Here is a 13,504-nt window from a genome sequence, read left to right as displayed (position 1 = left end):
AGATGACTTTTGTTAAAACGTCTACTATGTAAATAAGTTCATTGGAGTGGAGGCTGTGCGAAAGCGAAGCGACAGCAACAATGTTTTAACTGTGCGAAAGCGAAGCGACAGCAACAATGTTTTAACTGTGCGAAAGCGAAGCGACAGCAACAAAGTGCCCAGTCGGAACGGAAATCAACCACACGTTTTGGTGATGATCCATAATATAGTTAAAAATAGAAATTTGGGTAATGGAAAGTTACCCAAATTTTTATTTTGAAGAAAAACGAATAAATGTTCGCTTTTTTCTTGCGTCTTCTCTTAAAAACAAGTATAGTAGAGATAGAGAAAAACAGTGAACAGTTTTCGAAGGAGGAAAATGAATGAGTGATCGTAAAGCTGCCTTAGAACAGGCGTTAAAACAAATTGAAAAGAATTTCGGCAAAGGTTCTATCATGAAACTTGGCGAAAAGACCGATTTAGAAATCGCTACATCTTCAAGTGGTTCGCTAGCACTTGATGCTGCATTAGGTGTAGGTGGTTATCCACGTGGACGTATTATTGAAGTATACGGTCCTGAATCATCAGGTAAAACAACGGTTGCTCTTCATGCCATTGCAGAGGTGCAGGCAAATGGTGGACAAGCAGCGTTTATCGATGCTGAGCATGCGTTAGATCCAATCTATGCACAAAAATTGGGCGTCGATATTGATGAGCTTTTATTATCTCAACCAGATACAGGAGAACAGGCGCTTGAAATCGCAGAAGCATTAGTACGTAGTGGTGCTATCGATATCATCGTTATTGACTCAGTAGCAGCATTAGTTCCGAAAGCGGAAATCGAAGGAGATATGGGTGATTCGCATGTTGGTTTACAAGCGCGTTTAATGTCTCAGGCCTTACGTAAGCTTTCAGGTGCTATTAATAAATCAAAAACGATTGCTATTTTCATTAACCAAATACGTGAAAAAATTGGTGTTATGTTCGGAAACCCAGAAACAACACCTGGTGGACGTGCACTTAAATTCTATAGCTCCGTTCGCTTAGAAGTACGTCGTGCAGAAGCTATTAAACAAGGCAATGACATTATGGGTAACCGTACAAAAATTAAAATTGTGAAAAACAAAGTAGCACCACCATTCCGTACAGCTGAAGTTGATATTATGTACGGTGAAGGAATTTCAAAAGAGGGCGAAACAGTCGATTTAGGTGTTGAACTAGACATCGTTCAAAAAAGTGGTTCTTGGTACGCTTACGGTGATGAGCGCCTAGGTCAAGGTCGTGAAAATGCTAAACAGTATTTAAAAGAAAATCCAGCAGTACTTGACGACATCGCAAATAAAATCCGTGCTTCTTACGGTATTGCATCTTCATCTTACACAATTGCTGCGCATGATGAAGAGGAAGATATGGATGAGGAATTAAAGCTTCTTCTTGAAGATAAATAATATAAATGCATTGTTCCCACTCTTTATAGTGAGAACAATGCATTTTTTTATTTACACATACTGGGGAATGTGGTTTTATAATATTAATTAGGATATTCATTCACTTAGCTCATCACCAAAAGTTGTGGGCCATAAAGAGAAATGGGGAAGCTTCAATAGTTTTGTAAAAATAATTCCTAAGTACTGCTTCTAGCATAAATGTAAAAAGTTAAAATAAGCGTTAGTGTAAAAAGTAATAGGTAATTAATTCTCCTAATGGATATGACTGACTTTTTTTCTTAGGAGGGCGAACAGATGCCCGACTATCCTTGACAGAGCTTGAGGCTAGCTATACAATTAAATATGTATAATTTCTGAATTATGACTTTAAATAGGCAGTACATTCTGACTTCATTTATAAGGCCTTTGAAGACCTATTAAATGAAGATGAAGAACCCTGGCAGTCAAGGATTTTGAAAGAAATGAATAATAAGATGTTAGCCTTAGAACTCCGGATCATGCGAAAACGGCTAACGTATCTGCAACGGTAAAAACGCCACTTCCTGTGACTTTACCGAGAGCCAGACATTGTGTCGACTCCCTGTGCAGACCTGAACATCATTCAAAATCCGGGACCAATTATTATGCCAAGGCGAAATGGATGTAAGCGCCGACTGAAACTGTATTACCCAAATAGCAAGAGGAGGTGTTCATATGGATGGAATTACTATCATCTCCGCTTTGCTTGGACTCATCGTTGGTGCCGCTGTTAGCTATATCTACATGAAAAAAGTGAATGACTCAAAAATCACTGGTGCTAAACATGTCGCTGAAACAATCGTTGAAGAAGGAAAACGAGAAGCGGAGGCATTGAAGAAAGAAGCACTACTTGAAGCCAAAGATGAAACTCACAAATTTCGTACTGAAGCAGAAAATGACATTCGTGAACGTCGTTCAGAACTTCAGAAACAAGAGAACCGTTTATTGCAAAGAGAAGAGAATCTTGATCGCAAGGATGATGCTCTAAATAAGAGAGAAGCAAGTTTAGAGCGTAAAGAACAAGCTCTAAGCGAAAGACAACAGCATATTGAACAGATGGAAAGCAAAGTGGACGAGCTCGTTGCCTCGCAAAAAACAGAGCTAGAAAGAGTTTCTGCTTTAACTAGAGATGAAGCAAAAGCTATTATCTTAGGAGAAGTAGAAAAAGAACTAGCAACTGATATTGCTGTGATGACGAAGGAAGCTGAGACACGTGCGAAGGAAGAGTCAGATAAAAAAGCACGTGAAATTTTATCACTGGCACTGCAGCGTTTTGCAGCAGACCACGTTGCAGAAACAACAGTATCTGTCGTGAACTTGCCAAATGATGAAATGAAAGGTCGTATTATAGGTCGTGAAGGTCGTAATATTCGAACTTTGGAAACGTTAACAGGTATAGATTTAATTATTGATGATACTCCAGAGGCAGTTATTTTATCAGGCTTTGATCCGATTCGTCGTGAAACGGCTCGACTTGCACTTGAAAAACTTGTACAGGATGGCCGCATTCACCCTGCTCGAATTGAGGAAATGGTGGAAAAAGCTCGTCGTGAGGTGGATGAACAAATCCGCGAAACAGGTGAGCAAACAACATTTGAAATAGGCATTCATAACTTACATCCAGATTTAATGAAGATTTTAGGCCGCATGAAATATCGTACAAGCTATGGACAAAACGTCCTAAAACATTCAATTGAAGTCGCATATTTAGCAGGCTTGCTTGCTGCAGAACTTGGTGAAGATGTAGCATTAGCTCGCCGTGCAGGCTTATTACATGATATTGGTAAGGCAATTGACCATGAAGTTGAAGGTAGCCACGTCGAAATCGGTGTGGAATTAGCAACAAAATACAAAGAACATCCGGTCGTTATAAACAGTATTGCTTCTCACCATGGTGATACAGAAGCAACATCTGTTATTGCCGTATTAGTAGCTGCAGCTGATGCGTTATCAGCAGCTCGTCCAGGTGCTCGAAGCGAGACGCTTGAAAACTATATCCGTAGACTTGAAAAGTTAGAGGAAATTTCCGAAAGCTATGATGGTGTAGAAAAATCCTTTGCGATTCAGGCTGGTCGTGAAATCCGTATAATTGTACAACCTGAAAAAATTGATGACTTAGCTTCACATCGCTTAGCGAGAGATATCCGTAAGCGAATTGAAGAAGAACTTGATTATCCAGGCCATATTAAAGTAACGGTTATTCGTGAAACACGTGCCGTAGAATACGCAAAATAATGGTAAATGTTAGAGGCTTCTCTAGATGAAAATCTAGAGAAGCCTTTTTTATAGGTGAAATTGTCATGATTGAAAGCTTTCTATCATAAAGAAAAGAAAGGGGTTAATGATAATTTCAAAGAAAGTTGTGATCGTAATGATTGATATGCATACACATATTTTACATGGAGTAGATGATGGTCCGAGAACTGAAGAAGAATCATTACAAATGTTAAAGCGTGCTGTAAAAGAGGGAATTACGGAAATAATATCAACTTCTCATGCCCTTAAACCGCAGTTTCATGTAGACTATGCAACCGTAGTAAAACAACTAGACAGCTTACGTGAATTAATCAAACACCACGATATACCGCTAACATTACATACCGGACAAGAAGTTCGATTAAATAATCATATTGGCAACCTACTTAATGATAATCAGCTACATGTGTTGGCAAACTCAAAGTATGTGCTGATTGAATTACCGTCAAATATAATTCCTATTTATACAAATGACTTGATGACAAAATTATTAATAGCAGGGTATACACCTATTATTGCCCATCCAGAACGGAATCGTGCTATTGCTAAGAATCCGAGTCGGCTAGAGGTCCTTATACGTAATGGTGCATTTGCTCAAATTACAGCTGGAAGTCTTAGTGGACATTTCGGAAAAAAAATTCAAAAATTTTCATTAGAGCTTGTTCGAGCAAATTATGTACATACATATGGCTCGGATGTTCATAATTTGACTACAAGACCCTTTCATTTTGAGAAAGGACTTCGATATTTAGAAAAGAAAAAAGAATTAGATGCAGTTGATATTTTATTGGAAAATAATAAAAGAATCATTAATAATCAACCTTTAATTTTACTGGAGCCTGTGGAATTAAAACAACGAAGTATTTTCTCTCTAAAAAGATAGTGTAGAAATAGCAAATCAATGGCTCATACTAGTTTGTGGTTGACTGTTCAAACATGTCCTCTCGTAATGGAGTGGGTCACGATGAAATAGCCATCACAACTTTTGGTGACGAACCCGAAATGTAGAAGAATTTGGTCAAATAGAGGCTGAAAAATAAGACCATTTCAGTAGAGCTGTGCTAGATGTAATAGGACGTCAGTGCGGTTTTTTGTTTTTAAAGTTATATGTTTTTTAATTTGTGAATAGACTAATAAATAAAGTGAAAAGTCTATGCTGGAGGGATATTGTTGTGAATGAAGTTATAACACTGCAAAATTCATGGAAGATAATAAAAAAAAGAGGATTACTTATTATTTTACTAGCCATTTTTGGGGCGGGCATTGCCGCAACAGTGAGTAGTTTTATGATCACACCGATTTACGAAGCAAAGACACAAATTTTAATCAATCAAAAGGAATCAAAAGCGCAACAAGTAGCTACAGACTTACAGCTTATAAATACGTATAACGTAATTATTACTAGCCCAGCCATTCTTACAAAAGTTATTGATCGTCAGTCATTATCAACTACTCCAGAACAATTAATGAAGAGGATTATTGTTTCGAGTGAGCGGAATTCACAAGTAGTGACTATTCAGGTTTTAGACAAGGATGCTAAGAAGGCAGTCGATATTGCAAATGAGGTGGCAAATGTCTTTAACGAGCAGGTTCCTGTTTTAATGCAAGTGGATAATGTAAATATTTTATCCACTGCTAAATTACCTGAACATCCGAAGCCGGTAAAGCCAAAGAAATTGTTCATTATCGTAGTGGCTGCGGGAATTAGTTTATTAATAGGTTTCGCGCTTTCTTTTTTATTGGATTTGTTAGATTCGACTGTAAAAACAGAAGAAGATATTGAATCGATTTTGAATGTGCCTATTATTGGGATTGTCAGTTCATTTTCATTAAATAGAGAGGGCGATTTATCTTTTCGAAATCGTAAAATAAGGAGGGGCCATTAATGTTTTTTACGAAAAAAAAGAAAAAGCTCTCCACGATGGCAAGAAAGCTTGTCACAATCTCAGATTCTAAATCTATTATTTCCGAGCAATTTCGAACAATCCGCACAAATATTACATTTTCAATGTCGGATACAGATTTAAAGACTATTTTAGTGACTTCATCGATTCCAGCAGAAGGCAAATCGACAACTGTAGCAAATATAGGAATTGTATTTGCGCAAGAAGGAAAAAAAGTACTTATTATCGATGCAGATATGAGAAAACCAACTTTGCATCATACGTTTCATGCTGAAAACGTAACCGGACTTTCGAACGTACTTACTAGACAGTCGCCAATTTATGATGTTATTCAGGAGACACCTATTGATGGTCTTAATATAATGACGAGTGGTCCAACCCCACCAAATCCTTCTGAGTTATTGGCGTCTAATCAGCTAAAAGCGTTAATCCTAGAAGTAAGTAGAGATTTTGATTTAATTTTCTTTGATGCCCCGCCACTATTACCTGTAACAGACGCACAAATATTATCCAATAAGTGCGAGGGAACTTTACTCATTGTAAATTCTGGTGTTGTTGAGAAGATGCAGCTCCAAAAGGCTCACAGTATTTTAAAAGCGTCGCAGGCAAAGCTTTTAGGGGCTGTGCTTAATAATTGTGAAATGCAGTCCGAATACTATTATTAATAAAAATGATAAGTAATGTTTAAATCAATGAGATATTCTTCAACCCGATCGATTAATAGGTTTAGGAGCTAAGGGCATTCTTTTATTGGGCTCATATGATAGAGATTTTATTTGCAGCGGATGGTGATTATTTTTGTATTATATTCTTATATTCCTCTTAATATATGCTGTGATAACTAGTGAGCTTCTACGTGGAAAATATGAACATTTCATTCGTTTCACCATCATTATTTTATTTGTCTTTTCTATTTGTCTGGTTGGTTTCCGTTATCAAGTCGGTACTGATTACGCAACATATGAGACATGGTTTCACTTATGGTATGACGAGCCATCTATCGAGTGGATTTATGCAATGCTAAATTATTGGGTAAAAACTAGTGGTGGGCAATTTTACTATGTAACATTTTTTATGGCTGTTTGGACTCATAGTTTTGTGTTAGCAGGTATTCGAAAATGGGGTTTGAAAAATGAACAACTAGTACTAGGTTTTGTTATTTTTTGCAGCTCCTATATGTTTTACTTTATGAACGGGATGAGGCAAGGTGCAGCAGTTGCAGTATTTTTATTTGCCTCCTATTTCATTGTAGAACGTAAGTTTTGGAAATACCTATTTTGGCTAATAATTGCTGCGGGTTTTCATATTTCCATCCTTATAGTACTACCGTTGTATTGGTTACCTCATTTAAAAATCAAAAATAGTGTTTACATTGGCGCCATTTGCTTAGCATATATAATTGTAGCAACTGGGATTGCAGGGCAATTGTTCGAAATATTGTTGAATGCAAGCTTTTATAACGCAAAGTACGAATCCATCTTAATGGGGGATGAAGATTTAACAGCTACAAGTAGTAGTTTATTTAGTCCTGGCATATTAGTATCGGTCGTGACATCCGTAGTACTCCTCTCTTTTAGAGAAGGTTTACCTTCAAAGTACAATGTAGCCATAAATTTTTATATGATCGGAATGATCATTCAAATATTGGCTATTTCTACATATATGTACAATCGATTGGGTATGTATTTTCAAATTTTTAATATTATTTGTAGTGCTGTACTATTAAAAAATATTCAGGAACCACGATTGCGATTTATAGCACACTTTTTTTTCTATGCAATATTATTCGTCGTTATGTATAAAGTAGTTATTTATAGTGCTGAAGAAGGGAATTTTATTTATAAAAATATCTTCTCAGAGGGCCATACAAACTGGATTTTCAGTGAATAAATTTTTATTGAATTAGGAATGAAAGGATGGAATTAATGGATACGGTTTCCGTAGTTATTCCGGTCTATAACAAAGGGAAATATGTGATAGAGTCTGTTCAAAGTGTGCTACAGCAAACGTATCCGTATTTTGAAATTTTACTTATTAATGATGGCTCTACTGATAATGGTGAGGAATTCATGCTACAACTACAGCGCCAGGACTCTCGAATTCGTTATCTACACCAATCAAACCAAGGTGTTTCTAAAAGTCGAAATAAGGGCATAGAGCAGGCAACTGGAAAATATATATGTTTTTTAGATGCTGATGACTTGTATCATCCACACTTTTTACAAAAAATGATTGCAAGTATTAGGGATAATGAGGTTTGTTATTGTGGGCAAAATTTAGTCTATGACAATGGTAAGCACAAAAAAGGGCCAATGAAGTTTCTAAAGGGCGATATTTTAGAAGCGTATTTCTATAATAAATGCACCCCTAATACGAATAGCTGGATGTTTAAAAGGGATTTTATTTTACAGCACCATATACAATTTAATGAAAATCTAGACTGGGGAGAGGATATGCTCTTTTATGCACAAGTTTTAACCTTCAATACAGCAGTTCAATGTGTAAAAGACTACCTAACGTTTTACCGTGTTGGGGTAAAACAATCGTTGAGTACTGTTGATATAGATAAATTATATAAAGATATTGATTGGTTAAGTGAATATAAGGTCTTTTTAGAAAAGGTAGATCTTCCCCTTTCACGTAAACAGGCTGTTTTGTCTGCCATTGATGGGTATCGATTACCTGCATTACTCATTTATGGTTTATGGTTGAATAAAAAAATAATCAGTAAAAGAAAGTATGATCAGGTGCGCCAAGAGGTCGAAAATTTGATTAAACCAATCCAACTAAATAATGGTTTAAGGAGCTTAAAGTTATATTTTTACAGTAAGTTCATTTAGTAAGGCAAGGGCTCGGTTTTCCATTTATGCAAACATTTGCGGAATAGTAGCTTCTTTTAAAGAGTATATTTTGTTGAATGCAAAAAGAAGTACTGTGAATAATTTAGAGGAGTTGTATACTTTGAAAATTGGGTTTGTGCATAGTGAAAAATCCTATTTACCTGAAATACATGCCTATGAGGCTTACTGTAATAACCAAGAAAAAATAGTAGCTGAAATCATCACAAATGAGGAACTAGTAGATATAAATGATAATGACTTCGATGTACTATGGAAATTCCCTGGAATTGATGTAAGGCGAAATTTTAAAAATGTCAAAGTCATTCACGAATATAATTCATTATCTACTGGCAATTTCCCATTAATCAAAAATTATTTGAAACGAAAGTACAATATGACGCCAGATGGTAAAGTATTTTTAAATGAAAAAGTGAAACGTGATATGAACACAGCAGATAAAATGCCAGTATTAATACGAGATATGGGCATAGCCAAACAATTTTTTACACAAAATTCAAAAAAAGAATTTGACTTTGTTTATGTAGGAGCTATGGGGAGGAATAGGGGGTTGTCATTTGCTCTACAGCCCTTTACTTCAACATTAAAGCATAAAAGTATTCTATTAATAGGCAGGCCAGATAATGATTTATATGCACAATATAAAAATAATGCAAATATCATTTTTACTGGAGTAATACCTTATGCCGAAATTCCAAGTATTGCATCCAAAGCAGTATTTGGATTTAACTATATGCCAGATATATATCCATTCAATGTACAGGCTTCTACAAAGTTACTAGAATACTGTGCACTTGGCTTGAAAATTGTGACGAGTGAATATCTATGGCTACGTGAATTTGAAAAACAAAGAGATGGTTGTTTTTATAAATTAAATGCGAATCTAGATAATTTTACATCAAACGAATTAGACCGTTTTCAATTTAAGACGCCAGATGTGCAGGATCTTGAATGGAATCAACTTTTTCATAAAATCGATCTTTTAGGATTTTTGAATCGTGTGGTGCGGCATACAGCTTTTTAGATATATAAGTTGACTTAAGAATTCTCCATACTGTTGCGTACACATTCGCACTGGACGTAGGTTCCGCATGAGCCCACAAAATGTGTGCGGTCTCATTCTTCTAGTTCATGCTGCATGCTAGGCGCGAATGTCCACAATATTGCTTACTCGCTCGAATCTTTAGTTCAATATATAGGCCAACTCATTAGGTAAATGACATATGATTAGAAAAGTTGGAGGTTGATAAATATGAAGGAAATAAGGAACGGAGCTATTCTTTCATATCTATCAATTTTTCTGACTTTTTTTGTCTCTATTGTGTATACGCCTATTATGATACAAATGCTTGGTCAAGAGGAATATGGACTTTATGCATTAATGATGGTACTTGTTGGGTATTTTTCAATTTTGGATCTGGGTTTTGGAAATGCGATTGTTCGATATATTTCGAGAAATCGTGCAACTGGTGACAAAGTAATGGAAGCCGCATTAAATGGATTCTTTTTGAAATTATTTATTGCCATTGGCTTCATAGCACTTGGAATTGGGTTCATTTTATATACGCAAATGGATATGATTTTTGGCAGTAGTTTAACAATTGAACAACTGAATAAGACAAAAATGATGCTGATTTTCATGACAATCAGCATGGCACTGCAGTTTCCATTAAGTGTTTTTACATCGATTTTACAAGCATATGAAAAATTTGTCTTTATCAAATTCATCTCGCTTTCACAAGCTATTCTGCAGCCGCTTACGATGTTGTTCTTTTTATTAAATGGAGCAGATTCAGTGGCAATGATCGGCATTGTCGCTTTTTACAACGTTTTGTTTTTAATGATAGAAGCTTTTATTTGTATGAAAATCCTTGATATTTCATTTACCTTTAGACGAAATAGTGGGATTTTAAAGAAGGAAATTTTTGTTTTTGCCTTTTTTATTTTTGTCACAGTCATTGTGGATAAGATTTACTGGCAAACGGATCAAATGCTATTAGGAATTATAAAAGGAACGACAGATGTTGCGGTTTATGCAATTGCTATGCAAATTGTGATGATATTTATGTCCCTTGCTTTAGCGATTAGTAACCTCTTTTTACCTAGAATGTCTATTTTGGTCACAGAAGAAGATAGTGTGAGCCAAATTAATCAATTGTTTATAAAAGTAGGTTCAATTCAGTTTTTGATTATTAGCTATGTGCTTGGGGGTTTTTTCCTTTTTGGAAGAGAATTTATTGCCATGTGGGTTGGGCAAGAGTTTTTAGATGTGTATAAAATTGTGCTAATTATCATGCTTCCTTTTACAATCGACCTTATTCAAAATTTAGGTTTAAGTGTGTTAAAGGCGAAAAATTTATTTAAGTTTCGGACATTACTTTTAATTAGTATTGCTCTCGTTAATTTAGTTCTTTCCATTCCAGCGATTCAGTTTTTTGGGTTAATGGGAGCTGCGATTATTACAGCTTTCTCCTTATTAATTGGCAATGTTATTATCATGAATGTTTACTATTATAAAAAATTGCAGCTAGATATTAAAGGATTTTGGGCAAGAATTATTAGGTTATTAGTTGGGGTTTCTTTAGCAACAGCTACTATGAAATTAATCGTAAATATTTTTAATCCAAAAATATCGTGGGTTTCATTAGTAGGCTTTATTTTGTTATATGGGCTTTTTTTAGGAATAAGTATTGTGCAGTTTGGTCTAAGTGGTAATCAAAGGAAAATAGGTATACTTATGGTCAAAAAATTATATAGCAATATATTGAATAAGAGAATAGAGCAGGAATAGTTTGAGGAGGGCAAAGGAGTGGGTGTAAAAGTTAGTGTCATTTTACCAGTATATAATGCAGAAAAATATATTGGAAAGTGCTTGGAAAGTCTCAGTCAGCAGAAGCTCCGAGAAATCGAAATTATCGCGATAAATGATGGAAGTCAGGATCAGACCCTATCCATTTTAAATAAATATAGAGCGTTAGATGAACGAATTATTATTTTTAATACGCCAAACAGAGGGGTAAGCTGCGCAAGAAATTTAGGGATTGATAAAGCAACCGGAGACTATCTAACTTTTGTTGATGCGGATGATTGGATTGAGCCTACGATGCTAGAAAAGCTTTACAAGGCTTGTTTAGACACGGGCTGTGCGATTTCAAAATGTGATGTTTCCTTTGTAACTCAGGAAGAGATATCTAAGTTGAACTATGCATCACAGAAGTATCAATTGTACGACACTTTGGCATTTTTTGACGCGTTATTTACTGAGGTTTATGAGAATCATTTTGGTTATGCCTGCGGTAAATTGTATGAAACCTCGTTTATTCAGAAGAATGGGCTACTATTTGAAGAAGACATGAATTTTGCAGAGGACACGTTGTTCATTGCAAAAGCAGTTGTTCAAAACGGCCATATTTGTTATGTTCCTCAGCAACTTTACTATTATAATATAGCAAATGAACATTCTTTAACTAGAGGAGGCGTGCAAAATTTACAGGAGAAATATGAAGTACTCTATAATCGACTTCAAGAAATACTAATAAAAGAGAATGTATTTAAGCAAGTAGAAAATAGTTTTTTAAATTACCAATTAGAAGGTTTAATGAATGTAACGCACAATAAACATGGCCTTACAAGTAATTATCATCACATAACAAGTGTACTTAAAATGGAGATACAGGATTTTCTACAAAAATATCCAAATGTAATAAAGGTAAAGCCTCTAGGAAAAAGTAAAAAGAAGCAATTATTGCTTTTCTTATTAAGAGTGAAAGCTTTGCATTGCTCCACCGTGCTTATTTATTTCAACTTGAAAAGAAATAAAGTGATTTAAAGTTAATGATTACCAAAATATGTACTTGATTGTACTTTCCGCCTATAGTGAAACGTGCTGCTGTAAACTCTAATTGCTGGATGTGGTTGCCAAATACCTTTTACTGCTCATTGCGAATCCCTGTGAGAAGGTGGTAAACTAAAGTGTGCTAATTAAAGAAAGAGTGGTTTTGCAAAATGAAAGTACTATTTATAGGGGATATTGTCGGTTCCATTGGTCGCGATGCAGTGGAAAAATATTTACCACGCTTAAAGAAAAAATATAACGCAGACGTTATTATTGCCAACGGTGAAAATGCAGCAGCAGGACGTGGAATTACACGTAATATTTATAATGACCTATTGCAAATGGGTGTAGATGTTATTACAATGGGCAATCACACTTGGGATAATAAAGATATTTTTGATTTTATAGATGATGCAGATTATTTAATACGCCCTGCAAACTTTTCAAGTGATGCCCCAGGTAAAGGTATGGTGCAAATTTCAAAAAACGGTGTAACACTATCCGTTATTAATTTACACGGTCGAGTGTTTTTACCTCCTCATGAGGATCCATTTGCGATGGCAGAGAAATTAATCGAAGAAGCACATAAAACGTCACCGCTTGTATTCGTGGATTTTCATGCAGAAGCGACAAGTGAAAAAATTGCCCTTGGGTGGCACTTAGATGGAAAGGCCTCGGCAGTCGTTGGTACACATACACATGTACAAACAGCCGATGCACGTATTTATCCAAATGGAACAGCCTATATTACGGACGTTGGTATGACAGGTCCATACGATGAAATTTTAGGGATGACGAAGGAAAGTGTCATTTATAGATTCCAAACAAACATGCCATCTCGTTTTGAAGTGCCTAAAAAAGGACGCGATGTGTTAAGTGGTTTCTTTGTAGACATTGATGATAAAACAGGAAAGGCTCGACATTGCGAGCGAATTTATATAAACGAAGATTATCCGTTCCAAGCATAAGAAGAGAAACTATTGTGTATAAAAAAATGCACAATAGTTTTTTGTTTTGAAAATTTGTTAATTCAATGAAATTAAAGCATCATAATAAAATATGACTCTTCGGCAAAACGAGGGGTTGATTTCCGCTCCGACTGGGCGCTTTGTTGCTGACGCTTCGCTTTCGCACAGAGCAAAGCTTCCTGGGGGCGTCCGATGAGCCGCTTCACTCGCGTTGCTCGCTCCAGGGTCTCGGGCCAAC

Annotated in this window: 11 protein-coding genes; all 11 read left to right on the top strand. The window is 35.8% G+C overall.

Features of this window, described 5'->3' with window-relative positions:
- The first annotated feature begins 362 nt into the window (after window positions 1–362).
- Window positions 363–1,427 carry a recombinase RecA gene (gene recA, locus ACFXN8_RS17215; RefSeq protein ID WP_386846775.1) on the top strand — a complete coding sequence of 355 codons (1,065 nt, stop codon included), beginning with the start codon at window positions 363–365 and terminating at the stop codon, window positions 1,425–1,427.
- 693 nt (window positions 1,428–2,120) lie between these two features.
- Window positions 2,121–3,680, top strand: coding sequence for a ribonuclease Y (rny, locus tag ACFXN8_RS17210; RefSeq protein WP_376069323.1), 1,560 nt, complete (start codon window positions 2,121–2,123; stop codon window positions 3,678–3,680).
- 106 nt (window positions 3,681–3,786) lie between these two features.
- Window positions 3,787–4,584: a tyrosine-protein phosphatase gene (locus ACFXN8_RS17205; RefSeq protein ID WP_376069326.1), complete on the top strand. Its 798-nt coding sequence runs from the start codon at window positions 3,787–3,789 to the stop codon at window positions 4,582–4,584.
- 289 nt (window positions 4,585–4,873) lie between these two features.
- Window positions 4,874–5,587 carry a YveK family protein gene (locus tag ACFXN8_RS17200; protein ID WP_376069329.1) on the top strand — a complete coding sequence of 238 codons (714 nt, stop codon included), beginning with the start codon at window positions 4,874–4,876 and terminating at the stop codon, window positions 5,585–5,587.
- Window positions 5,587–6,270, top strand: coding sequence for a CpsD/CapB family tyrosine-protein kinase (locus tag ACFXN8_RS17195; RefSeq protein ID WP_376069332.1), 684 nt, complete (start codon window positions 5,587–5,589; stop codon window positions 6,268–6,270). Before ACFXN8_RS17200 ends, ACFXN8_RS17195 begins: the two co-directional genes overlap by 1 nt.
- Window positions 6,271–6,403: 133 nt before the next feature.
- Window positions 6,404–7,495 carry an EpsG family protein gene (locus ACFXN8_RS17190; protein ID WP_376069335.1) on the top strand — a complete coding sequence of 364 codons (1,092 nt, stop codon included), beginning with the start codon at window positions 6,404–6,406 and terminating at the stop codon, window positions 7,493–7,495.
- 35 nt (window positions 7,496–7,530) lie between these two features.
- Complete coding sequence (locus ACFXN8_RS17185; protein WP_386846771.1) at window positions 7,531–8,445, top strand: glycosyltransferase family 2 protein; 915 nt, start codon at window positions 7,531–7,533, stop codon at window positions 8,443–8,445.
- Window positions 8,446–8,566: 121 nt separating this feature from the next.
- On the top strand, window positions 8,567–9,487 hold the full coding sequence (locus tag ACFXN8_RS17180) for a glycosyltransferase family protein (protein ID WP_376069340.1): 921 nt from the start codon (window positions 8,567–8,569) through the stop codon (window positions 9,485–9,487).
- Between the two features lie 228 nt (window positions 9,488–9,715).
- Window positions 9,716–11,254 (top strand): lipopolysaccharide biosynthesis protein, encoded by a 1,539-nt coding sequence (locus ACFXN8_RS17175; RefSeq protein WP_386846768.1) that lies wholly within the window; start codon window positions 9,716–9,718, stop codon window positions 11,252–11,254.
- An 18-nt stretch (window positions 11,255–11,272) separates the two neighbouring features.
- Window positions 11,273–12,292: a glycosyltransferase family 2 protein gene (locus tag ACFXN8_RS17170; protein WP_386846766.1), complete on the top strand. Its 1,020-nt coding sequence runs from the start codon at window positions 11,273–11,275 to the stop codon at window positions 12,290–12,292.
- A gap of 176 nt (window positions 12,293–12,468) precedes the next feature.
- Window positions 12,469–13,266 carry a TIGR00282 family metallophosphoesterase gene (locus ACFXN8_RS17165; protein ID WP_376069349.1) on the top strand — a complete coding sequence of 266 codons (798 nt, stop codon included), beginning with the start codon at window positions 12,469–12,471 and terminating at the stop codon, window positions 13,264–13,266.
- The last annotated feature ends 238 nt before the right edge of the window (window positions 13,267–13,504 follow it).

Source organism: Lysinibacillus sp. NPDC059133 (genome assembly GCF_042755925.1).
GTDB lineage: Bacteria > Bacillota > Bacilli > Bacillales_A > Planococcaceae > Lysinibacillus.
The sequence above is the reverse complement of the archived record's forward strand: the minus strand, read 5'-3'. Positions and strand labels throughout refer to the sequence as shown.

What these genes read in the sequence shown, in the direction of transcription:
- recA (WP_386846775.1), top strand. Translation starts at nt 363, where the DNA reads ATGAGTGATCGTAAAGCTGCCTTAGAACAGGCGTTAAAACAAATTGAA.
- ACFXN8_RS17205 (WP_376069326.1), top strand. Translation starts at nt 3,787, where the DNA reads ATGATAATTTCAAAGAAAGTTGTGATCGTAATGATTGATATGCATACA.
- ACFXN8_RS17195 (WP_376069332.1), top strand. Translation starts at nt 5,587, where the DNA reads ATGTTTTTTACGAAAAAAAAGAAAAAGCTCTCCACGATGGCAAGAAAG.
- ACFXN8_RS17175 (WP_386846768.1), top strand. Translation starts at nt 9,716, where the DNA reads ATGAAGGAAATAAGGAACGGAGCTATTCTTTCATATCTATCAATTTTT.
- ACFXN8_RS17165 (WP_376069349.1), top strand. Translation starts at nt 12,469, where the DNA reads ATGAAAGTACTATTTATAGGGGATATTGTCGGTTCCATTGGTCGCGAT.
- rny (WP_376069323.1), top strand. Translation starts at nt 2,121, where the DNA reads ATGGATGGAATTACTATCATCTCCGCTTTGCTTGGACTCATCGTTGGT.
- ACFXN8_RS17185 (WP_386846771.1), top strand. Translation starts at nt 7,531, where the DNA reads ATGGATACGGTTTCCGTAGTTATTCCGGTCTATAACAAAGGGAAATAT.